At 56.8% G+C, this 21,720-nt stretch carries 18 protein-coding genes; 6 read left to right on the top strand and 12 right to left on the bottom strand.

Annotated features, from left to right (window positions below; genetic code table 11):
• Positions 1-49 precede the first annotated feature (49 nt).
• The 3 genes from ACK4FF_RS12940 to ACK4FF_RS12930 all read right to left on the bottom strand — a co-directional run bounded on the left by ACK4FF_RS12940 (position 50) and on the right by ACK4FF_RS12930 (position 3,148).
• Positions 50-1,591: a 2-isopropylmalate synthase gene (locus tag ACK4FF_RS12940; RefSeq protein ID WP_409709999.1), complete on the bottom strand. Its 1,542-nt coding sequence runs from the start codon at positions 1,589-1,591 to the stop codon at positions 50-52.
• An 86-nt stretch (positions 1,592-1,677) separates the two neighbouring features.
• Entirely contained in the window at positions 1,678-2,496 is an 819-nt protein-coding gene (gene pssA, locus ACK4FF_RS12935; protein ID WP_409710196.1) for a CDP-diacylglycerol--serine O-phosphatidyltransferase, read from the bottom strand.
• A gap of 7 nt (positions 2,497-2,503) precedes the next feature.
• Complete coding sequence (locus tag ACK4FF_RS12930) at positions 2,504-3,148, bottom strand: phosphatidylserine decarboxylase (protein WP_409709996.1); 645 nt, start codon at positions 3,146-3,148, stop codon at positions 2,504-2,506.
• A 249-nt stretch (positions 3,149-3,397) separates the two neighbouring features.
• Between ACK4FF_RS12930 and ACK4FF_RS12925 the strand changes: the two genes are divergently transcribed.
• Complete coding sequence (locus tag ACK4FF_RS12925; protein ID WP_409709993.1) at positions 3,398-5,347, top strand: inositol phosphate phosphatase SopB; 1,950 nt, start codon at positions 3,398-3,400, stop codon at positions 5,345-5,347.
• A gap of 66 nt (positions 5,348-5,413) precedes the next feature.
• Here the strand turns inward: ACK4FF_RS12925 and ilvC are convergent, their stop codons facing one another.
• Genes ilvC through ACK4FF_RS12910 form a run of 3 tightly spaced genes read right to left on the bottom strand, consistent with a single transcriptional unit; the run spans position 5,414 to position 8,706 of the window.
• Positions 5,414-6,430, bottom strand: a complete 1,017-nt coding sequence (ilvC, locus tag ACK4FF_RS12920; protein WP_409709990.1) for a ketol-acid reductoisomerase — start codon at positions 6,428-6,430, stop codon at positions 5,414-5,416.
• 59 nt (positions 6,431-6,489) lie between these two features.
• Positions 6,490-6,981 carry an acetolactate synthase small subunit gene (ilvN, locus tag ACK4FF_RS12915; protein WP_409709987.1) on the bottom strand — a complete coding sequence of 164 codons (492 nt, stop codon included), beginning with the start codon at positions 6,979-6,981 and terminating at the stop codon, positions 6,490-6,492.
• 12 nt (positions 6,982-6,993) lie between these two features.
• Entirely contained in the window at positions 6,994-8,706 is a 1,713-nt protein-coding gene (locus ACK4FF_RS12910; RefSeq protein ID WP_409709984.1) for an acetolactate synthase 3 catalytic subunit, read from the bottom strand.
• A 39-nt stretch (positions 8,707-8,745) separates the two neighbouring features.
• On the opposite strand from ACK4FF_RS12910, the gene ACK4FF_RS12905 reads away from it, so the two are divergent.
• The 5 genes from ACK4FF_RS12905 (at position 8,746) to ACK4FF_RS12885 (ending at position 11,064) form a co-directional block, all read left to right on the top strand.
• Positions 8,746-8,877, top strand: coding sequence for a hypothetical protein (locus tag ACK4FF_RS12905; protein WP_409709981.1), 132 nt, complete (start codon positions 8,746-8,748; stop codon positions 8,875-8,877).
• Positions 8,878-9,100: 223 nt separating this feature from the next.
• A complete protein-coding gene (locus ACK4FF_RS12900; RefSeq protein WP_409709978.1) occupies positions 9,101-9,661 on the top strand; it encodes an RNA polymerase sigma factor in 561 nt (186 codons plus the stop codon).
• Complete coding sequence (locus tag ACK4FF_RS12895; protein ID WP_409709975.1) at positions 9,658-10,170, top strand: DUF3619 family protein; 513 nt, start codon at positions 9,658-9,660, stop codon at positions 10,168-10,170. The genes ACK4FF_RS12900 and ACK4FF_RS12895 overlap by 4 nt, the downstream gene beginning before the upstream one ends.
• The gene (locus ACK4FF_RS12890) at positions 10,151-10,603 is read left to right on the top strand and encodes a DUF3106 domain-containing protein (protein WP_409709972.1); all 453 of its coding nucleotides are present in this window, start codon (positions 10,151-10,153) and stop codon (positions 10,601-10,603) included. Before ACK4FF_RS12895 ends, ACK4FF_RS12890 begins: the two co-directional genes overlap by 20 nt.
• The gene (locus tag ACK4FF_RS12885; protein WP_409709969.1) at positions 10,600-11,064 is read left to right on the top strand and encodes an RDD family protein; all 465 of its coding nucleotides are present in this window, start codon (positions 10,600-10,602) and stop codon (positions 11,062-11,064) included. Before ACK4FF_RS12890 ends, ACK4FF_RS12885 begins: the two co-directional genes overlap by 4 nt.
• Before the next feature lies 1 nt (position 11,065).
• Here ACK4FF_RS12885 and ACK4FF_RS12880 read toward each other — a convergent pair whose 3' ends face one another.
• The 6 genes from ACK4FF_RS12880 to ACK4FF_RS12855 all read right to left on the bottom strand — a co-directional run bounded on the left by ACK4FF_RS12880 (position 11,066) and on the right by ACK4FF_RS12855 (position 21,412).
• A complete protein-coding gene (locus ACK4FF_RS12880; protein ID WP_409709966.1) occupies positions 11,066-12,049 on the bottom strand; it encodes an aminotransferase class I/II-fold pyridoxal phosphate-dependent enzyme in 984 nt (327 codons plus the stop codon).
• The gene (locus ACK4FF_RS12875) at positions 12,039-13,505 is read right to left on the bottom strand and encodes a SpoVR family protein (protein ID WP_409709963.1); all 1,467 of its coding nucleotides are present in this window, start codon (positions 13,503-13,505) and stop codon (positions 12,039-12,041) included. The genes ACK4FF_RS12880 and ACK4FF_RS12875 overlap by 11 nt, the downstream gene beginning before the upstream one ends.
• A gap of 30 nt (positions 13,506-13,535) precedes the next feature.
• Positions 13,536-14,807, bottom strand: coding sequence for a YeaH/YhbH family protein (locus ACK4FF_RS12870; RefSeq protein WP_409709960.1), 1,272 nt, complete (start codon positions 14,805-14,807; stop codon positions 13,536-13,538).
• A gap of 11 nt (positions 14,808-14,818) precedes the next feature.
• The gene (locus tag ACK4FF_RS12865) at positions 14,819-16,783 is read right to left on the bottom strand and encodes a PrkA family serine protein kinase (RefSeq protein ID WP_409709957.1); all 1,965 of its coding nucleotides are present in this window, start codon (positions 16,781-16,783) and stop codon (positions 14,819-14,821) included.
• A 214-nt stretch (positions 16,784-16,997) separates the two neighbouring features.
• Positions 16,998-18,800: an MFS transporter gene (locus ACK4FF_RS12860; RefSeq protein WP_409709954.1), complete on the bottom strand. Its 1,803-nt coding sequence runs from the start codon at positions 18,798-18,800 to the stop codon at positions 16,998-17,000.
• 116 nt (positions 18,801-18,916) lie between these two features.
• Entirely contained in the window at positions 18,917-21,412 is a 2,496-nt protein-coding gene (locus ACK4FF_RS12855) for an acyl-CoA dehydrogenase (protein WP_409709951.1), read from the bottom strand.
• Positions 21,413-21,720: the final 308 nt, after the last annotated feature.

Genomic DNA, 21,720 nt, shown 5'->3' with positions numbered 1-21,720 from the left:
CATGGGAACGCCAACCAAGCCCGCGATTATAGCCGAAAACCGATAAAAATCAAACCTGTGGGTTGAGCTTTTCGTTTTTGGCCTGCAACTTGTTCAGGGCAGACAAATAGGCCTTGGCTGAAGCCACCACGATGTCGGGGTCGGCACCCACGCCATTGACAATACGCCCACCCTTCTGGAGGCGCATGGTGACCTCGCCCTGGCTTTCGGTGGTGCCCGAGGTGATTCCATTCACGGAGAACAACAGCAGCTCGGCGCCGCTGGCAACCCGGGTTTCAATGGCTTTGACAGTGGCGTCCACAGGGCCGTTGCCCTCGCTTTCTGAGACAACTTCTTGCCCATCGACCGAGAACACAACGCGGGCCTGCGGGCGCTCGCCAGTCTCGGACTTCTGCGACAGGGAAACAAAACGGTAGGCGTCCTGCTCGCCGTCCATGGCATCGCCAGACACCAAGGCATGGATGTCTTCATCGAAAATCTCGGCTTTGCGGTCAGCCAAGTCTTTGAAACGCTGGAAGACCTCATTGAGCTGAGATTCCGACTCCATCTCAATGCCCAGCGCCTCAAGGCGCTGCTTGAAGGCATTGCGACCTGACAACTTGCCCAGCACAATTTTGTTGGCGGTCCAACCCACATCCTCGGCGGTCATGATTTCGTAGGTTTGACGCGCCTTGAGCACGCCATCCTGGTGAATACCTGAGGCATGGGCAAACGCGTTGGCCCCAACGATGGCTTTGTTGGGCTGCACCACGAAACCGGTGATGTTGGACACCAGCTTGGAGGCTGACACAATCTGCGACGTGTCAATTGCGGTGTCGAGATTGAAAAAGTCGCGGCGGGTTTTCACCGCCATCACGACCTCTTCCAAGGAGCAATTGCCCGCGCGCTCACCCAGGCCATTGATGGTGCATTCCACTTGACGGGCACCGCCAATGGACACACCCGCCAAGGAGTTGGCCACCGCCATGCCCAAGTCGTTGTGGCAGTGGACTGACCACACAGCCTGATCGCTGTTGGGGGTCATCTCGCGCAGGCTTTTCATGAATTCGCCGTACAGGGAGGGCACCGCATAACCGACCGTGTCAGGAATGTTGATGGTGCGCGCACCGGCTTTGATCACGGCCTCACACACCTTGGCCAGAAATGGCAGCTCCGAGCGGTAGCCGTCTTCAGCCGAAAATTCCACATCATCGGTGTATTGAAGGGCCAGCTTGACCGCTTTGACCGCTTGCTCAAGCACTTGCTCCGGGGTCATGCGCAGCTTGACTTCCATGTGCAAGGGCGAAGTGGCGATGAAGGTGTGAATTCGACGACGCTCGGCTGGAGCCAGGGCTTCGCCTGCACGGCTGATGTCCCGCTCATTGGCCCGCGCCAGCGAACACACGGTGGACTCGCGCACCACTGAGGCAATGTTCTTGATGGCCTCGAAGTCGCCATTGCTGGACGCCGCAAAACCGGCCTCAATCACATCCACCTTCAACTTCTCGAGCTGTTTGGCGATGCGGATTTTTTCTTCACGCGTCATCGACGCGCCGGGGCTCTGTTCGCCGTCGCGCAGGGTGGTGTCGAAAATGATGAGGCGGTCTGACATGGTGTTCTCCTGAATATCCCGTAAGGATACAACATGCCCAAAAACAAAGGGCCCCGAGGGGCCCTTGCTACTGAACTTCAGGAGGCTTAGAAATGCTGATCCTGCTCGATATCGAGCCCTTTCAACCCCTGCCCCCGCACACGGCGTACCAAATACACCACGTACCCAGACAGCCCGTACAAGACGAACACACCAAACAACACCTTGGGTGGGTCTTGCGAGGCCAGTGCAAACACCAGAGGAATCAGGGCCAGCACCAGAAATGGCACGCTTTTGCGGAAATGAAAATCCTTGCCGGAGAAAAACGGGACAGAAGACACCATGGTGACACCCGCATAGAACGTGATGGCCCAGGCCAACCAGTCCAGCTCAGCGCCCGCCATTTTCACATCGTCCATCACCCACACAAAGCCTGTGACCAAAGCAGCGGCAGCAGGGCTGGGCAAGCCCTGAAACCAGGCCTTGTCAACCACGGCGGCGTTGGTGTTGAAACGCGCCAAACGCAAGGCTGCGCCCGCCACATACACAAATGCAGCCACCCAGCCCAACTTGCCCATGCCATGCAAGGCCCATTCATACACGATGAGTGCAGGCGCGGCACCAAAGGACACCATGTCGGCCAAGCTGTCGTATTCAGCCCCGAAAGCGCTTTGGGTGTTGGTCATTCGTGCGACTCGACCATCCAGACTGTCCAGCACCATCGCAGCAAAGATGGCCACCGCAGCAGTGGTGAACTGGTTGCTCATGGCCTGCACAATGCCGTAAAAGCCACAAAACAACGCCGCCGTAGTAAACAGGTTGGGCAGCAAGTACACACCCTTGTGACGCTGACGGGGCGGCTGCCCCGGCGTTGGCACAGGCTTGCGGGCCAAGCCAAAGCGGTTCTTGTTGCGCTTGAATCGCATCGGCATATCAGGCCACCAGCTCGGCCAGAATGGTGCTGGACGCGGACACCTTGTCGCCAATGGCCACTTTGGGCACCGAATCCACGGGCAGATACACATCCACGCGGGAACCGAAGCGGATAAAGCCGTAGCGTTGGCCTTTCTCAACAGCCTCAGTGGGCTTGATGTAGCAAAGGATTCGTCGTGCGATCAAACCGGCCACCTGCACTGCAGTGACTGTTGCACCGGTGTCGGTCGTGATGACCACCGCATTGCGTTCGTTCTGGGTACTGGCTTTGTCCAAATCGGCATTCACAAACAAGCCGGGAAAATAGTCCACTGACTTCACTTGGCCGCCAATGGGAATGCGGTTGGAGTGCACATTGAATACGTTCATGAAGACGGAAATTTTCAAGGCCTCACGCTGGGCATAAGGGTCTTCAGTGCGCTCCACGGCCACAATGCGCCCGTCAGCAGGGGATACGACCGCATTCTTTTGGGAAGGGATGTAACGGGGTGGGTCACGGAAAAACTGCAACACAAAAACAAACAGAATCCAGGTAAGAACGGACAGGAAAGTCAGCCCGAAGGACTGCAAAGCCAAGGCCAGAATGCCCACAATGGCCAAAAACGGCCAGCCTTCGCGCGCAATCAGTGGGTGTGGATAGTTCATGGTGTGTTGGTTTAGTGGAGTAAAAGTCGATTTTATAAAGCAAAACCAAGCGCCGCGGGTTGTTTTTGTGCGATTTGAACCATAAGAATCTGAAAGGAAGCCTCTACGCACTCAAGAATGTGGATGCAAGCGGCAGCACGCGGGCTTGCGCCCACACGCCACTGAGCCGAACCAAAGACGCAGAACGACCACTTAATAATCCTTCCCGCCTTACGCGATCAGCCTGCAGCACTGACCTGCACACAAAGCATGCCCATTGATTCATACACCATGGCCCCCCGCGCTGCCAGCCAGATCAGCACCGAACGCCCAACACCCCTGTCGGCCACAGATCGCCGATGGTCCTCTGTTCGACGACTCGCCCAATCCTTGGGCGCCCTCGTACCCGAACTCACGCGCTACAGTGCCAACTGGATGATTGCACAGCCCGCAAAGGGCACGGACAAGTTGAGCGGTACAGCACGCTGTGACGCGCTTCGCTTTAAGCAACAACACCTGGCTGCTGCGATGGCTGTTCTGGACCAATTCAAAGCCCAATTGCCTGCGGATCGAATTCCCGAACCCCTGCGTGCTGCCACTGAACATTTGAATCACCTAGCCCAGATTAGCGCGGCAGAATGCAGCTTGACCGAAGACACCCCTCATCCCGCTGGCTGGCGCGGTGAACACACCCTGCGGCAGTTGATCGGCGGCAAAAAGAAAGCGTTCACCCTCAGCGCATCAGGCCTTGCGTATTTGAAAGAAAGCAAGGCCTATTTCAATGCAGGGCTAACAGGCCATGAACCCCCGACAATCAACCAGCACATTCATATCCGATTAGCCATGGCCGCCTATTTGCGTGGCGTGTTCAAAGCCAGTCAGTTGGATGTGGGCAATGGGCCGCCCAAAGCCATAGAAAAGCTGCTGATTCAAGCGTGGATCGACACCCTGAACCGCCAGGATTGGGAGCCACTTGAACACGCCAGCGAGCTTGATTTCACCGGCCAAGATGGCCAGACGCTGCGGCAACGGTTTGTCACTCAGCAAACACCCGCAGCCCACCTGTGTGATTCACTTCGCGCCCAGTACCGGGACACAGGCGTTCAAGGAATTTGCAGCTACGCCACACGTGAGCATCGCCACGCGATCAACCTGTGGCGCACCCAATTTGAAGCACAGAACACCCGCGGCAACACTCGCCTGTTCTCGGGCCTTAGACACGGGGTGCATGACGCCTATGGTTATGGGGGCCACACCACCAAACGCACCCAGGCCAACGACGCCAGGGTGAAAGAATTCGTGCAGGCCTGCCTGACGGACCGGCTGAGCCGACGCGCCCTCAGTGCCGAGGAAACAGACGCTGGGGAGATTCATTTGCCGATTGTGTCCGTCAGCTTACTGACGCCATTGGGCCAGGAATCGGAAATGATAAAACAACAGATGGATGCATTTGAGCGCATTCAAAAGACGGGGGTGAATATCCTGGTGCAAGGCCATCAAGGCCGGCAGGTCAGCATGATGGTCAAGCCCCGCTTCCTGCCGTTCAACGTACCAGTCAATCGCGTGGCGTTGCACCCAACCGGTGAGGTCCTGGGCATTTGGCAGAACGCGGACGCAATCAACTCAACCGCGTTGGAGGCACTGATTGGCTCCTTGGACCCGAACCGCGAGGTTGGCGGCCTGGCTGGTGACGAATTAGCAAGTGCCCGCCTGCAATTGAATGACCTGAAGCGCCAGGAACCCCTGCCCCCAGAACAATTGGCCACACAGGCCGAACTGGTTCGCTCGATTGAATGGATCACCACCTTGGTGGCACAGGTCAGGACGATTGTTGGAGAACAGAGCCACCACCGCGTGGGCCATGAACCTTACAAATTGGCCGTTCGACTGCTGGCACTGGCCAATGAATGCAACCTGACCCCAGCCTTCAACTGCAAAAGCGGCAAAGACCGAACTGGACAATTGCACGTGGAAATTCGGGATTTCTATGCCGATTCCTGGGCCTATGGACGCCCCCGCCCCGTGGACCAGCCACGATCCGGTTGGGCTCGGCTCAACTACGCCACGCTCTTCACGCACGGGGGAGACAGGCAGGTGCAGGCGCTGAACACAGGTGTGCCGGGCAGCAAGTCCCAACTGCTTTATTACAATGACCTGCTGGGGGTTAGCCGGCGCAAGATCGATGCCATTCAAGGCTTGTCGAAATGGGTGGGCACATAAAAAAACCCCGGGGTTGCCCACCGGGGTTTCTCAGCCTGACGAATCAGGCCAATCAAAACTGATGGATCAGTTCTTGGACTGGTCAACCAGTTTGTTCTTGGAAATCCAGGGCATCATGGCACGCAGTTGTGCGCCAACCTGCTCGATGGGGTGAGCAGCATTCAAGCGACGACGTGCAGTCATTTCTGGATAGTTGGTGCGGCCTTCCAGGATGAAACGCTTGGCGTATTCACCGTTCTGGATGTTGGTCAGGCATTCCTTCATGGCAGCGCGGGCCTGGTCAGCGATCACGCGTTGGCCTGTCACGTACTCACCATACTCCGCGTTGTTGGAGATGGAGTAGTTCATGTTGGCAATACCGCCTTCGTACATCAGGTCCACGATCAGCTTCAGCTCGTGCAGACACTCGAAGTACGCCATTTCTGGGGCGTAACCGGCTTCCACCAGGGTTTCAAAACCGGCTTTAACCAGTTCAACAGCGCCGCCGCACAGAACAGCTTGCTCACCGAACAGGTCGGTTTCAGTTTCTTCGCGGAAGTTGGTCTCGATGACGCCACCCTTGGTGCCACCGTTGGCCGCTGCGTAGGCCAGGGAAATCTCTTTGGCGTTGCCTGTTTTGTCCTGATAAATCGCGATCAGGGAGGGTACACCGCCGCCCTTCAGGTACTCGGAGCGAACAGTGTGGCCTGGGCCTTTGGGGGCAATCATGATGACATCGATGTCAGCACGGGGAATGACCTGATTGTAGTGCACGTTGAAACCGTGGGCAAATGCCAAAGCAGCGCCAGCCTTGATGTTGGGGGCCACTTCCTTGTTGTAAACCTCAGGAATGTTTTCGTCGGGCAGCAGGATCATGACCACATCGGCTTCGCGAACCGCGTCGGCCACTTCCTTGACCTTCAGGCCAGCACCTTCGGCTTTGGACCAGGATGCGCCGCCTTTGCGCAGGCCTACGGTCACGTCAACGCCAGAATCACGCAGGTTTTGGGCGTGAGCGTGGCCTTGGGAGCCGTAACCAATGATGGAGACCTTCTTCTTCTGGATCAGGGACAGGTCAGCGTCTTTGTCGTAATAGACTTTCATGTTCAGTTTCCTTGCTTTGAAATGTTGGGATCGTCAGTACTGGCTTTCAGTAGCGGGGATTACACACGGAGAATACGTTCCCCGCGACCAATGCCAGAGCTGCCTGTACGGACAGTCTCCAGAATGGCTGTGCGGTCAATCGCGTCCAGGAATGCATCCAGTTTGGATTTGTCGCCAGTCAATTCGATGGTGTAGCTTTTCTCGGTCACATCAATGATGCGGCCGCGGAAGATGTCCGATGTTCGCTTGATCTCTTCACGCTCCTTGCCCACCGCGCGCAATTTTACCAGCATCAGCTCGCGTTCGATGTGGGGACCGTCGGTCAAGTCCACCACTTTCACCACTTCAATCAAGCGGTTCAAGTGCTTGGTGATCTGTTCGATCACGTCATCGGACCCCACAGTCACGATGGTCATGCGTGACAGGGTTTCGTCTTCCGTGGGAGCCACAGTCAATGTTTCAATGTTGTAGCCACGGGCTGAAAACAGGCCCACCACGCGGGACAATGCGCCGGGTTCGTTCTCCAGGAGAACGGAAATAATGTGTCTCATCAGTCGTTCTCCTTACAGTTCTTCCGAGCCCAAAAGCATTTCGGTCAGGCCCTTGCCGGCTTTCACCATGGGCCACACGTTTTCAGTGCGGTCTGTGATGAAGTCCATGAAGACCAGGCGGTCCTTGTATTTGCCAAAGGCTTCACGAAGTGCCGGTTCTACATCGGCAGGCTTGGTGATCTGCATGCCAATGTGGCCATAAGCCTCCACCAGCTTGACGAAATCAGGCAAAGCGTCCATGTAGGATTCGGAATACCGTGAACCGTAATCCAGCTGTTGCCATTGGCGAACCATGCCCAGATAACGGTTGTTCAGGTTGCAGATTTTCGGGGTGAAGTGGTACTGGAAACAGGTGGACAGTTCCTGAATATTCATCTGAATGGACGCTTCGCCAGTGATACAGGCCACCAGGGCATCGGGGTTGGCCATCTGTACGCCCATGGCGTAAGGCAGGCCTACACCCATGGTGCCCAGGCCACCGGAGTTGATCCAGCGGCGTGGCTTGTCGAACTTGTAGTATTGGGCGGCCCACATTTGGTGCTGGCCCACGTCCGAAGTCACAAACGCGTCACCACCGGTGACTTCCCACAGTTTTTCAACCACATACTGAGGCTTGATGACTTCGTCAGAATTGGCATAGCCCAAGCATTTGCGCTCGCGCCATTTTTCAACCTGAGCCCACCAGCCTTGCAGCTTGCCTTGGTCAAGGCGACGGCCAGACTCGTCCAGCAACTGCAGCAGGTCAACCAACACATCCTTGATGTTGCCCACGATGGGTACATCCACCTTCACCCGCTTGGAGATGGAGGATGGATCAATGTCGATGTGAATGATTTTGCGGGGAATGGACGCGAAATCCTTGGGGTTGCCAATCACGCGGTCGTCGAAACGGGCGCCAATGGCAATCAACACGTCGCAGTTCTGCATGGCGAGGTTGGCCTCGTAAGTGCCGTGCATACCGGGCATGCCCACAAACTTCTTGTCGGTGGCCTTGTAGGCACCCAAACCCATCAAGGTGTTCGTGATGGGGGCACCCAACCACTCCACCAAGCGGTGCAACTCAGGGGCTGCATCGCCCAGCACCACGCCACCACCGGTGTAGACCATGGGGCGCTCGGCTTCCAGAATCATCTGGACGGCTTTTTTGATTTGACCCTGATGGCCTTTGACCACCGGGTTGTAAGAACGCATTTTCACAGGCTCGCTGTAGTCAAATGCGGCCTTGTGAATGGTGATGTCTTTGGGAATGTCCACCAGCACAGGGCCTGGACGGCCGGTGCGTGCAATGTAGAACGCTTCCTTCATGACGCGCGCCAGGTCTTTCACATCCTTCACGAGGAAGTTGTGCTTGACGCAGGGGCGTGTGATGCCCACGGTGTCACATTCCTGGAATGCATCCTGGCCGATCGCGTGCGTGGGCACCTGACCGGAGATGATCACCATGGGAATGGAGTCCATATAGGCAGTGGCAATGCCGGTGACCGCGTTGGTCAGGCCGGGGCCAGAGGTGACCAGACAGACACCTACCTTGTTGCTTGAACGGGAGTATGCGTCCGCTGCATGAACAGCAGCCTGCTCGTGACGCACGAGTATGTGCTCGAAGCCATCTTGCTTGAAGATTGCATCATAGATGTACAGCACTGCGCCACCGGGGTAGCCGAATACGTGCTTGACACCTTCTTGTTCCAGACACTTAACAACGATTTCCGCGCCGGTATATTCCATTTCTACAAATCCTGACAAAATCCACGGGACATTGGTCGGATGCCGTCCTGGATCGCATTGCCGTGGGGCACAGGCTTTGGGGAGATGAACAACCTTGTGGGTATGGACATGTCACAAAGCGCTGGCGATCTCGACCCGATTGTGTCGGGCAGGTTGGCCATGGGCTTCTGAAACACGGTTTCAGCGCCCTAGCGCGTCTTTCGCCGGAACAGCAAGGGTATGCAGGCCGACTAGAGACAGAATAAGGGTAAGTCCGCGATCTTAGCCCTTAAGTGGGTGCCGGTCAAGAATTTGTGGGCTGGCTTTGTTATCATTCCAGTCGATTTGGCCGACTTGACTGCTCAAGGGCCCTCCCCCACCCGGATTCTTCACGACACGCACGCACAGAACGATTATGGCCAGTACGCGAGAAATGGAAGAATTCCTCAGGGAGGTGTCGGGCAAGGCCTACCGACAGGCCCTGTTCAGCGTGAAAAACGAAGAAACCGCGCTGGACATGGTGCAAGACAGCATGATGAAGCTGTCTGAAAAATATGGCGACAAGCCTGCCAGCGAACTGCCGATGTTGTTTACACGCATCTTGCAGAACACGATTCTTGACTTCCACCGCCGTCAGAAAGTAAGAAACACGTGGACCACGCTGTTTTCAAGCTTCCAGAAAGACGATGACGATGATTTTGACGTGCTGGAAAACCTGTTGGCGCGGGACGATGCCCAGCATGACAGCGCCCAGGACGAGGTGGAACAGGGCCAAAACATGAAAGTGATTGAAGAAGCGATTGCCGAATTGCCGGAACGTCAACGCCAGGCCTTTATTCTGCGTTATTGGGAAGAGATGGATCTGGCGGAGACCGCGGCGGTCATGGGTTGCTCCGAAGGCAGCGTGAAAACTCACTGCTCCAGGGCCACAAAGGCATTGGCGGCTGTGCTGAAACAGCGGGGATTAGGGCGATGAACGAAGAAAGACAGACAGCATTGGCTGTGAAACGCATCTTGGACATGTCGGCGCAACAGGTGCCTGAGCACATCCAGGCCCGCCTGGATTTGGCCATTGCCCAAGCCGTGACTGCCCATGCCCAGCGCTCAGCGCGCCTGGCGCAACAGCCCATGGTGTTCAAAACACCTTCTGCACTGCTCAGTGGGTCTGGTTTGTCCGGCTGGTTGGGCCGTTTGGGCGAATGGTTTAACCGCCCCGCCCTGTCTTTGGCCGTAAGTGCCGTGTTTGTGGTGGGTACTGCGTTAGGCGTGGCCAAATACGGCACCGCCGATTACGACGCGAAACTGACTGAAACAGTGGACTTGGACGCGGCCATTTTGGCTGACGACCTGCCACCGGATGCTTATCTGGACAAAGGCTTTGTGAATTTCACCACTCAGAAGGTGCGTGAAGTACAACTGCCTGCGGATGACACCATAGACCAGTGGATTCAGGACTTGTCTAGCCATGGCCAAACCTCCATCTGACCCCATGCCCCCTGTGCACGCCCGCTTGAACCCCTGGTTGATGGCCTTGGCCTTGTGCCTGCCTGCCTCAGCCGCCTTGGCGGGCACCCCCTTTGAACAACTCAGCCCCAAGCAGCAAGAGCTGCTGGAGCCTTTGCGGGGCGACTGGAATTCCCTGAATGCCAGCCAACAGGAACGGTGGATTGGTGTGGGCCGCCGGTATGAGGATGCCGACCCCGCCCGTCAGTCCATGATGCGTGACCGAATGGGTGCCTGGCGTAACCTGAGCCCCCAGGAGCGGGCGTCTGCTCGGGAAAACTTCAAGGCGCTGAAAGAAACAGGCCAGGGTGAGCGCAATTCCAGTTGGAACAGCTACCAGTCGCTGGACCCTGACCGTCGCCGTGAATTCAACGAACGGAGCATGGAGCGAGCCCCAAGGGGCCGCCGCGAATGAACCGCCTGTTGCCCAATGGGCTGATCAGCCCAAGCCGCAAGCGCCGGCTGGCCTGTCTGTTGTATGAAAGCATGCTGCTGTTCGGTGTGGTATTCATCGCAGGCTACCTCTTTGACACCCTGACACAAAGCAAACATGCCCTGTATTTAAGGCATGAACGCCAGGCTTGGCTGGCCTTTGTGCTGGGCTTGTACTTCGTGTGGTTCTGGCGCCATGGCGGCCAAACTTTGGCAATGAAAACCTGGCACATTCGGCTGGTGCGCGAAGACGGAAGCCCCATTGGGTGGCTTCAGGGCATCATCCGGTTTGTGCTGGCCAGCCTGTTCAACTGCTCGGGCATCAGCTTTGTGTATTCATGGTTTGACCGTCACGGCCAATACCCTCAAGACCGGCTGTGCAAAACCCTGTTGATCAGCAGCAAACCCACCCCACGGGGCGCTGAAGAAGCGCTGAAAGCCTGACTCAGGCGCCCAGCACGCGCTGCATGACGCGGGTCAGCCTGCCCCAGTCGGGCTCGGTGCGGGGCAAACCACACCGCAACAACGCGTCTTCTTCCAAGGGATAGGACCTCACCAACACCCCGGCACTTTCCAATTGGTTGGCCCAATGGTCCGCCTTGGCATGGCGCAAAGTGATGAAATAGCCGCCTTTGACCAAGGGTGTGTCAATGTCAAGGTAAGGGGCCCACAGACTTTCAAGCCTGAGCATGTCTTGGTGCAAGGCCTTGATTTGTTCCTGCCGCCAAGCCTCTGCATCAAAATAGTGCAAGGCAAGCCACCACTGCGGGGCTGACACCGCCTGTGTTCCCACCTCGTTCAGAAGGGCCGTGCACACAGCCTTGGGCGCACACACAAAGGCCAGATTGGCGCCAGCCAGCCCGGAAAATGGCGCCACTGAGCGTAGAACGATGGCGGGGGAATCCTCGATGTAGCTGGCATAGCTGTCTTGCCCGGTCCAATCCAGATAGGCCTCGTCAAGAATCAACCAGCCGCCTTGGTCGCGAAGCCTGCGGGCCAGGGTTTTGACTGAGGCGATGGGCATCATCTCGCAGGTGGGGTTCACCGGGCGGCCAAGGATGACCACGTCACATTCAGGGATGTCGCCCTCAAGAATGCATTCCACTGGCCAGTCCAACACCACATGATTGGCCCGCCTGAAGCGCTTGTCCCACTGATCAAAACTGGGTTCGGCCAACACCACGCGCATGCTGCCATACCAGGTCTGAAAGAGGCGAGCCAAGCCAGAAATACCACTTTCAATGCCGGTCACGGCCAACACGGACTCACATTCGAAAAAGTGACGGGCCTGCAAATGAAAGCGCGAACGCAAGGAATCGGCCCTGGCCCAGATGTCCGAGGGCATGGCCGGGATGGGCAGCTCACGTGGTGCGACCGAGCCGGACAAATCCAGCTTGGCCTGGCTGACCACTTTGGGGTCAAGCCACATCAGCCGTTTCCAGGTGAACCGGAAACCCCCACAAACGCTCGACGTGGGCCAGAGTACGGTCAGACTCCCCCTCTTCCAAAGGCCTGCCACGACGGCTCATGTGCGTCAGCGTGAGGGATCGGTCGGTCATTCGCGCGTAGGAGGTGACTTGGATGTCAGGCACCATCGACTCGCGTGAGTACTGATTGGCCAACAAGGTGCGAATACGGCGATAACCTTCGTCGTTGTGGATGGAGTCGATGAACAGGTCCGATTCGCTGCCATGGTCAGCAATGGCAAAAAGGCGGAAATCCCGAATCACCTTCGGGGACAGGAACTGCCGGATGAACGATTCGTCTTTGAAGTTGCGCATGGCAAAATCGGTCGCTTTCACCCAGTCGCCCGTTCCTGCAAGCTCGGGGAACCAACGACGGTCCTCGTCCGTGGGTTTTTCACAGATGCGGCGGATGTCGCTGAAAATGGCAAAGCCCAGGGCATAGGGGTTCAGGGCCCGGTAGCGGCCATCGCGCGAGTCTGGTTGAAACACGACATTGGTGTGCGATGTCAGAAACTCCAGCATGAACCCATCGGACACCTGCCCGCGCTCGTAGAGGGCATTGAGCAAGGTGTAATGCCAGAAGCTGGCCCACCCCTCGTTCATGACTTTGGTCTGCCCTTGGGGGTAGAAATACTGGGACATCTTGCGGACGATGCGCACCAACTCCCGTTCCCAGTCCCGCAGCTTGGGCGCTTCTTTCTCAATGAAATACAGCAGATTCTCCACGGGCTCGGGCGGGTAGTTGTCCTGAGTGCGTTCAATGCGGGCGGCCTCGACGGGCGAGACTTTGGCCATGATTTCGTCATACTGGCGGCGCTTGTTTTCCGCCAGATCGTCCCGGCGGGTTTTCAAGGTGGCCTCGGAGACAAACCGGCGCTTGTAGCGGTCCACCCCGAACTGCTGCAAGGAATGGGCTGAGTCCAGCACCTCTTCCACAGCATCAAAGCCGTATTTCTCTTCGCACTCCATCACATACTTTTTGGCAAACACCAAGTAGTCGATAATGGCGTCGGCCTGGGTCCATTGCCGGAACAGGTAATTGCCCTTGAAAAAGGAGTTGTGGCCGTAACAGGCGTGGGCGATGACCAGGGTCTGCATGGTCATGGTGTTTTCTTCCATGAGGTAGGCAATGCAGGGGTCGGAGTTGATGACCACCTCGTAAGCAAGGTTCTGCTGACCCGTCTCGTACAGATGTTCATTGACCGAGAACGATTTGCCGAACGACCAATGCGGGTACATCACCGGCATGGCCCCGCTGGAATACGCATCCAGCATTTGCTCTGCACTGATGACTTCAATCTGATTGGCGTAGGTGTCCAGTTTGAATGTGTTGGCTGCAATGTCGTGCACTGCATGGTCGATGTCCCGCAGCAGCTCAAATGTCCACTCGTTGCCTGCGGCATCCAGTTTCTTTGCCATGGCCAGAACCTCCTTACACGCCTTGCGGCATTACCGCCCGAACGCGTTTTCTTTTTTCTCGAACAGGCCGCGAAAGACGGGGTAGATGTCTCTGCGGTTGTAGAGCTTTCGCATTGCAAAATGGCCTTCGCACTGTGATTCAACAGTCTCGAAACTTTCCCACAAATCCGACGCCCTTGCCATTCCGAACATGGGTGTGGGCATTGTTTCCACATATGCGTAGTAACGCACCTGCGGCATGATGTGTTCGGTCAGGTAGTCGGCACTGCGCTTGGCGTCTCGAGAGGTGGCGTCACCGTCTGAAGCTTGGGCGATGTACACATTCCATGCCGAACCCGGATAGCGGGTCTTGATGATCTCGTGTACCAACTGCATGGCAGGCAGAATTTCGGTGCCACCGCTTTTCTTGCCGTAGAAAAAGTCTTCCTCGGACACTTCTTCGGCCTCGTCGGTGTGGCGAATGAAGACCAGCTTGACTTCCTCATACTTGCGGGTCAAGAACAGATAAAGCAAGGTGTAGAAGCGCTTGGCCAGGTCTTTCTTGGTTTCGTCCATGGAGGCAGAAACATCCATGAGACAGAACATCACCGCATTGGTCGACGGTTCAGGGTACTGAACGCGGTGCCGGAAACGCAGGTCAACCTCGTCCAGAAATGGCACGTAAGGCCGGTTCGGGTTCTTGCCGGGCCAGTCCAGGTCAAGCTGGGTTTGGGGCTTTTCCTCGGGGTCATCGTCATCCTCATCGGCCACGGGTTCAAGGGCAACCCGCCGCATGACCGAGGCTTTCATGGTACGAATTACCGAGAGCGAGGTCGGCGCGCCCGAGCGGGTATAACCTGCATTGCGGCTTTTCATGCGCTTGACCGAGGAGATCTCGCGTTTGAGCAGCTCCGGCAGTTCCAGGTCGTCAAAGTACAGGTTGAGAAACTCTTCACGCGACAGGACGAAGGTGAAGGCGTCTTCACCACTGCCTTGGCCAGGGTCGTTACCGCCCTGCCCTTGCCCGCCGCCCTTGGGTGGACGGGGTACCCGGTCACCGGGTACGAAATCCCGGTTGCCCGGCACAACGCGCTCCGTGTCGCCACCCTCGCCAAACACAAAGGTGGGCTCCGACACCTCTCGGCTTGGAATCCGCACCTTGACCCGACCTTCGCCGCTGACGTCGGAGATGGAGGACTCACCCGCCACGTCCGACACGGCTTTTTTCAGCTGCGCTTTGTAGCGGCGGATGAACCGCTCCCGGTTGGGCAAGCTTCGATGCTTGCCATTCAGCCGGCGATCAATGATGGTTGAATCGCCCATGTGGTGTTTCCTTACGACGCTTTCTTGACCCGCAAGTGCCATTCAACCAGCAGGCGGACTTGTTTCTCGGTGTAGCCTTTGGCCACCATCCGGTCTACAAAGTTGTCGTGCTTGTCCTGGTTTTCGCGGGAGCCCTTGGCATCAAATGAAATGACGGGCAGCAGGTCTTCGGTCTTGCTGAACATGCTGCGTTCAATCACTTCGCGCAACTTCTCGTAGCTGGTCCATGAAGGCATCACGCCACCATTGCCGGCCTGCGCCCGAAGTACAAAGTTGACCACCTCGTTGCGGAAGTCTTTGGGGTTGGCAATGCCTGCGGGTTTTTCAATGCGGTTCAGTTCTTCGTTCAAGGCCTCGCGGTCGTAAATCTGGCCGGTGGAGGGGTCGCGGAACTCCTCATTCTGAATCCATTTGTCGGCAAACTGGATGTAGCGCTCGAACAGGTTTTGGCCATATTCGCTGTAGCTTTCGAGATACGCGGTTTGAATTTCCTTGGCGACAAACTCGGCGTATTTGGGCGTGAGGTAGCTTTTGACGAAGTCCAGATACTTGCGGGTTTGCTCTTCGGGCAGGTTGTCTTTAATGACTTGCTGCTCAAGCACATACAGCAGGTGAACCGGGTTGGCCGCAACTTCCTGATGGTCAAAGTTGAACACTTTGGACAGCACTTTATAAGCCCAGCGGGTGGAAGAGCCTTGCATGCCTTCATCGGGGCCGGCTGCATCCCGGTATTCCTGAATGGGCTTGGCATGGGGGTCGACGTCTTTGAGGTTTTCACCATCATAGACGCGCATCTTGCTGAACAGGTTGCTGTTGGCTGGGTCTTTCAGACGCGTCAGCACGCTGAACTGGGCCATCATGTTCAAGGTGCCCGGGGCGCAAGAGGCGTTGCGAAGCGAGGAATGCTCCAACAACTTTTCGTAGATTTTGACTTCTTCGGACACGCGCAGGCAATAAGGCACCTTGACGATGTACACACGGTCCAGGAAAGCCTCGTTGGTTTTGTTGTTGCGGAATTGCTGCCACTCAGACTCGTTGCTGTGGGCGAGAATCACCCCATCAAACGGGATGGCGCCAAAACCTTCAGTGCCCTTGAAGTTGCGCTCCTGCGTTGCGGTCAGCAACGGGTGCAGCATTTTGATGGGGGCTTTGAACATTTCCACGAATTCGAGCAAGCCCTGGTTGGCCAGGCACAGGCCACCACTGAAGCTGTAGGCGTCGGGGTCGTCCTGACTGAACTGGTTGAGCATGCGGATGTCCACCTTACCCACCAACGCAGAGATGTCTTGGTTGTTTTCGTCGCCGGGTTCGGTTTTGGCAATGGCCACCTGGTTCAGGGTGGAAGGCATCAGCCTGACGACTCGGAACTTGCGCAGGTCGCCGCCATATTCCTTCAGGCGCTTGGTGGCCCAGGGGCTGGCAATGCCTGTGAGGTAACGTTTGGGAATGCCGTATTTGTCTTCCAGCGACGAACCAAATTGCACAGGGTCAAACAAACCCAGAGGGGACTCGTTCACCGGCGAACCTTTGAGCGCATACACAGGTGCCTGTTCCATCAGGCTCTTCAATCGCTCGGCCAGTGAGGACTTGGCGCTACCGACCGGACCCAACAGGTAAAGCACCTGTTTGCGCTCTTCAAGGCCCTGCGCGGCATGTCGGAAATAGGCGACGATGTTCTCGATCACCTCTTCCATGCCATAGAACTCTTTGAAGGAGGGGTAACGGCGCAGCACGCGATTGGCAAACAAGCGGGACAGGCGGGCGTCGTTGCGGGTGTCGATGACCTCGGGCTTGCCGATGGCATGCAACATGCGCTCTGCCGCGCTGGCGTAGGCCATGGGGTCTTGTTTGCAGAGCTCGAGGTATTCCTCAAGACTCATTTCGGTTTGTTGTAAGGACGAATACCTGGACTGGAACTGACCAAAAAGGTCAGACTCGCCGGAACTCATGGTTGGTTTTTCAAGCTCAGTGTTCATGGTCGCCTCCTGCACAACTTGCTTAAACCTCACGTGCCTTCGCACACAGGGAACTGTCTGGCTTTATTTCGCGCGCAATTCCGTAAAACCTATCTGCTGATCAAGTTGCAAATTCCACGCCACCTTGAGAATTCGACGGGTGCGCCAACTTGGTGCTACTTTTTCAACAGTTATTCACTCGAATGAGTTCACTATCTCCTTCTTCGTGGTCACATCAAATCCCTGAAGCGGGTTGCCTGTCCTGCCTGCGGTCACTGAGGTTTAGACGCCAAGTCAGGCCCAAGGTTGCATCACCCTCGCCAGCCCGGGTTTCACTCACCTCCAGCACAGTCATGACGATGCCACTTTTGGCGAGCAAGGCTGGCATGTCATTCAGGCGGTACTGCTGCCGCAACAATTCGAACATGGGCCGGTCAATCGCCACGCACTGGCCCTTCTGCATGCGCTGGGCCAATTGGCGAATCACATCTTTTTGGGTTTTCTCGTCAGTGAAATGACTGACTTCCCACACGAAATCGTGTTTGCGCAACCAATTGACCCAACGACTGCCAGGCAGGCGCCCTGACAAGGTGACCGTGCATCGAACCGGCAAACTCAACAAGCGCTCGGCGTAATTCTCGTGCAGCAGAGTGGGCACAACCACCAGCCGGCCGACGGGCTCAAAAAGCGCGGGTTGTTCATCCAGTTGGGGCAATTTGCGGCCCGGCACCTTCCACAGCAGCACAGCCCTGAGGAACAGGTGCGGGGAGCGACGAACCCACAGGCCCAACACCACCGCATTGATGAGGGTCACGCCGGTGATAACCCAGACCACCTGACCGCCAGTGACCAACAGCACAGCAATGGCAAAACCAGCGGACACCACCATGAACAGGGAATTGACGATGTTATTGGCCGCAACCACCCTGGAGCGACTTTCCTTGGGCGACCATGCCTGCATGGAGGAATACAGCGGAACGCTGTACAGCCCAACCCCAACGCTCATGCACACAAACAGCCCCAAGACCCACCAATTGATTGGCGTGGCAAAGAAGGTGGGTACGTCCTGTACAGAGGACGGTGTGGCGTAGCCTGTTAAAACCGCATGCAGGCAAAGGCCCACCAACAACATGGTGAGCAGCCCCCAAAACACCAGCCCCATTTCCACACGCTTGTGGGACAGCCGCTCGCAAAGAAATGCACCGCCCCCCAAGCCGAGCGTGAACGCGAACAGCAGCACAGTGGCCACACCCGCGTTGGCATTGAACACCGACTGGGCCAGCAGCGGAAACTGAGTGAGGTAGGTTGCCCCCACAAACCAAAGCCATGAAATTCCAAGCAGGGAGGGCCAAACGGTGGTTAAGCGCCGGGCGAAGGCGACATTGCGCACACTCTCGGTGAACAGGTTCCAATTCACCTTCAAATCGGGGGCGTATGGGGGGGTCTGCGGCATCAAGTGGCTGCTGACCACGCCTGCCACAGACACCAAAAAAGCAAAACCACAGACCCAATAGACCACGGCTGGGTCTGAGCCTGCGCTCATCAGGCTGCCTGCTGCGATGGTACCCAGCAGGATGGCCATGAACGTCGCTGATTCCACCAAGGCATTGCCCATGACCAATTCCCGCGGTTGCAGGTGGTCAGGCAGATACGCGTACTTGGCGGGGCCAAAGAAAGCAGACTGGGCACCGAGCAGGAAAACACCGGCCACCAGCAACTCGACATGGTTGAGCGCAAAGCCAGCCGTGGTGATGAGTACGATGGGGGGTTCCAGCCATTTGGCCAGCCGCATGACGCGGGTTTTGTCGTGCTTGTCCGCCAATTGCCCGCTGGTGGCCGACAGCAACACAAAGGGAAGTATGAACAGCCCGGCAATCAGATTCACCAAAATGCCAGTGGACCATGAGCCACGCAGGGCTTCGTTGTAGGTTACGGCCAGAGTGACCGCAAACTTCAACAGATTGTCATTGAACGCACCCAGAAACTGCGTCCAGAAAAATGCACCAAACCGCCGGTGGCGAAGCAAGTCGATAACCATGTCTTCAGCATAGCGCAACTTGAATCGGGATACAAAAAAGGCCCGGCGTGTGCCGGGCCTTTTGCTTTTTCACTACAACAACACTGCCTGGACAGTGTTGTTCCGGGCACCGAGGGTCAGGCGGCAGCCTTGTACTCAGTCACGGGTTTGGCTTCGATGATTTCGTCGGGAATCTGACCGTTGGTGCGCAGATAGTCCTTGCTGAAGTCGTCGGTCAAGATCGCATCGAAACGGATGGGTTCGAACTCGCGGATGCCTTGGGCCAGTTCAGCAGAAATCAGCTGCTTGGCCACGGCGTCAGCCAGTTGCGCCTCAAGGCCCTCGCCAACCACTTTTCCGGAAGAAACTGCCTTCAGGAAGTTGCTGTAGCCTGGCTCAATGGAGATCAGCTTGTTGGCAGCTTCCAGAATGCGGCCGGTTGGATCGCTGGAGCCCTCGCCCACAAATACTTTGTCCAGCAGGCGCTCAGCAAATGCGTTGCGTTCCATCAGCAGGTCAGCCACTTTGGCATTGATTGCGTCGCTGGGGCCACGGGTTTTGCCCATGCCGAAGGGGAAAGCCACGAAGCTCAACAACTTGCCGATGGCAGCCACTGGGAAATTGCGATTGAACTCAATGAAGGCCTTGTCGATTTCAGCCAGAGAGTCTTCGATCGCCCATTGTGCGTGGGGCAGTTCGTCCGCATTGCGGCCGTTGGTTTCGTAGTACTTGATCACGGCTGTGGCCAGGTACAGGTGGCTCAACACATCGCCCAGGCGAGCAGACAGGCGCTCACGACGCTTCAGCTCGCCACCGAGAACACCCATGGCAACGTCAGCGGTGAAGGCCAAGGCCGCAGAGCGGCGCTCGATGGCTTTGGCATAGGCTGCCATTTCACCGGACACGGGGCTGGACGCCAGGCGATTACCGCTCAGGCCCAGAACCAGCGCACGCATGGCTCGGTTGAAAATGTGGCCCAGGTGACCGAAGAAGGCGGTGTCGAAATCGCGCAGGCCTTCGGCTTTGTTGGGGTTCTGGGCAGCTTGCATTTCTTTCAGCACCCAAGGATGGCAACGGATCGCACCTTGACCGAAGACGATCAGGTTACGTGTCATGATGTTGGCGCCTTCCACGGTGATGGCCACGGGCATGGCTTGGTAAGCCTGACCGAGGTAGTTGCGTGGGCCAAGAATAACGGTACGGCCACCGTGAACGTCCATGGAGCGCAGGATGATCTCGCGCATCATTTCAGTCATGTGGTATTTCATCATGGCTGTCACAACGGAAGGTGCGCATTCGGCACAACCGGTTGCGGTCAGAATACGGGCAGCCTCAAGCTTGTAGGTCAAACCACCAATCTTGCCGGTGGCTTCCTGAACACCCTCGAACTTGCCAATGGGCAGCTTGAACTGACGACGAATGCGGGAATAAGCACCCGTGGCCAGATACATGCCCCAACCAGATGCAGCAGACAGCGCAGGCAGGGAAATACCACGACCGGCGGACAAACATTCCACCAACATGCGCCAGCCTTTGCCGGCCATTTCACGACCACCAATGATGGAAGTCAGTGGAATGTAGACGTTGTTGCCGATGATGGGGCCGTTCATGAACACGGCGCCCGGGAAGTGACGGCGGCCGATCTGAACGCCTTCAGTGTCAGCGGGCAACAGGGCACAGGTAATGCCGTAATCAACTTTGGACTTGTCGCCCAGCAGGCCTTGAGGGTCCTTCAGTTTGAAGGCCAGACCAACAACCGTGGCCACTGGGGCCAGGGTGATGTAGCGCTTGCTGAAGTTCAGCATAATGCCCAGTTCTTCCTGGCCGTTCACCACCCGCTTAACCACCACACCGGTGTCAGGAATGGCTGAGGCGTCAGAGCCCACTTCAGGGCCAGTCAAGCCGAAACAAGGAATTTCACGGCCGTCAACCAGACGGGGCAGCCAGTAGTCTTTCTGGGCTTGGGTGCCGTAGTGCATGATCAGTTCGCCGGGGCCCAAGGAGTTGGGCACCATCACAGTCACGGAGGCAGTCAGCGAACGTGTGGCAATTTTTGCAACCACACAGGATTGCGCGTAAGGGGAGAAGCCCAAACCGCCGTGTTCTTTGGCAATCAGCATGGCGAAGAACTTGTTCTTGCCCATGTATTCCCAAACTTCCTGAGGAAGGTCCTTCAGTTCGAAGGTAATCTTCCAGTCGTCGAGCATTTTGCACAAGGCTTCAGTCTCGTTCTCCAGGAAGGACTTTTCGTCGGCAGTCAGCTCGGTGTACTTGACGTTCATCAGCTTGGACCACTCGGGCTTACCGCCGAACAGTTCAGCTTCCCACCAGGTGTCACCGGCCTCGAGCGCGTCCTTTTCGGTTTGGCTCATGGCGGGCAAGGCCTTGGAGAATGCCTTGAAAATGGGCGAAGTCAGCAGGCCACGGCGCAGCGCAGGCACATTCAGCACCACAGCCACAGGCACGTACAGTACCGCGAAAATGGTCAAACCCACAGGGCCCAAGCCGCCCAGCGCATAAAAGCCCAGAGCAGCGGCACCCACGGCGGCGGTGAAAGTCAGCAGGCTGGCGCCGCTGTAGACAAGGCCTACCAGCACCACGGCTGCAAACAGGCCAAAAAGAACATTTGACATGGTGAATCCCCTTGAACGTCATCAAAGTTACTGGTGCGTAACATGCGCTTTCGGTGCACAACTGTCAACTGCATTCCAACAAAAAAAAGGAGAATTTTCTAGAGTACCTATTCGAAAACAAATCCGATTTCTTGCCGCAATGCAACACAGTCACACTCAAAAATCGGCGATGTGTTGGCAACACTCCCAGTGGGCGGAATTTGCTCATGGCGCAGCGCACCAATCCCCCATTTGGCGGTGCTCAGACAGGCACTGAACCTTTGAAACCCGCATGGAACCATGCGAGACTCGTGATGCAAACCAATCAG

This window comes from Limnobacter sp., assembly GCF_046297615.1.
GTDB lineage: Bacteria > Pseudomonadota > Gammaproteobacteria > Burkholderiales > Burkholderiaceae_B > Limnobacter.
Note: the sequence above shows the minus strand (reverse complement) of the source record. Positions and strands in the feature narration are given on the sequence as shown.

Coding starts and splice junctions, on each gene's coding strand:
- ilvC (WP_409709990.1), bottom strand. CDS start 6,430: ATGAAAGTCTATTACGACAAAGACGCTGACCTGTCCCTGATCCAGAAG.
- ACK4FF_RS12855 (WP_409709951.1), bottom strand. CDS start 21,412: ATGTCAAATGTTCTTTTTGGCCTGTTTGCAGCCGTGGTGCTGGTAGGC.
- ACK4FF_RS12930 (WP_409709996.1), bottom strand. CDS start 3,148: ATGAACTATCCACACCCACTGATTGCGCGCGAAGGCTGGCCGTTTTTG.
- ACK4FF_RS12895 (WP_409709975.1), top strand. CDS start 9,658: ATGAACGAAGAAAGACAGACAGCATTGGCTGTGAAACGCATCTTGGAC.
- ACK4FF_RS12905 (WP_409709981.1), top strand. CDS start 8,746: ATGCCGTCCTGGATCGCATTGCCGTGGGGCACAGGCTTTGGGGAGATG.
- ACK4FF_RS12870 (WP_409709960.1), bottom strand. CDS start 14,807: ATGGGCGATTCAACCATCATTGATCGCCGGCTGAATGGCAAGCATCGA.
- ACK4FF_RS12925 (WP_409709993.1), top strand. CDS start 3,398: ATGCCCATTGATTCATACACCATGGCCCCCCGCGCTGCCAGCCAGATC.
- ilvN (WP_409709987.1), bottom strand. CDS start 6,981: ATGAGACACATTATTTCCGTTCTCCTGGAGAACGAACCCGGCGCATTG.
- ACK4FF_RS12860 (WP_409709954.1), bottom strand. CDS start 18,800: ATGGTTATCGACTTGCTTCGCCACCGGCGGTTTGGTGCATTTTTCTGG.
- ACK4FF_RS12910 (WP_409709984.1), bottom strand. CDS start 8,706: ATGGAATATACCGGCGCGGAAATCGTTGTTAAGTGTCTGGAACAAGAA.
- pssA (WP_409710196.1), bottom strand. CDS start 2,496: ATGCGATTCAAGCGCAACAAGAACCGCTTTGGCTTGGCCCGCAAGCCT.
- ACK4FF_RS12940 (WP_409709999.1), bottom strand. CDS start 1,591: ATGTCAGACCGCCTCATCATTTTCGACACCACCCTGCGCGACGGCGAA.
- ACK4FF_RS12875 (WP_409709963.1), bottom strand. CDS start 13,505: ATGGCAAAGAAACTGGATGCCGCAGGCAACGAGTGGACATTTGAGCTG.
- ACK4FF_RS12880 (WP_409709966.1), bottom strand. CDS start 12,049: ATGTGGCTTGACCCCAAAGTGGTCAGCCAGGCCAAGCTGGATTTGTCC.
- ACK4FF_RS12900 (WP_409709978.1), top strand. CDS start 9,101: ATGGCCAGTACGCGAGAAATGGAAGAATTCCTCAGGGAGGTGTCGGGC.
- ACK4FF_RS12885 (WP_409709969.1), top strand. CDS start 10,600: ATGAACCGCCTGTTGCCCAATGGGCTGATCAGCCCAAGCCGCAAGCGC.
- ACK4FF_RS12865 (WP_409709957.1), bottom strand. CDS start 16,783: ATGAACACTGAGCTTGAAAAACCAACCATGAGTTCCGGCGAGTCTGAC.
- ACK4FF_RS12890 (WP_409709972.1), top strand. CDS start 10,151: ATGGCCAAACCTCCATCTGACCCCATGCCCCCTGTGCACGCCCGCTTG.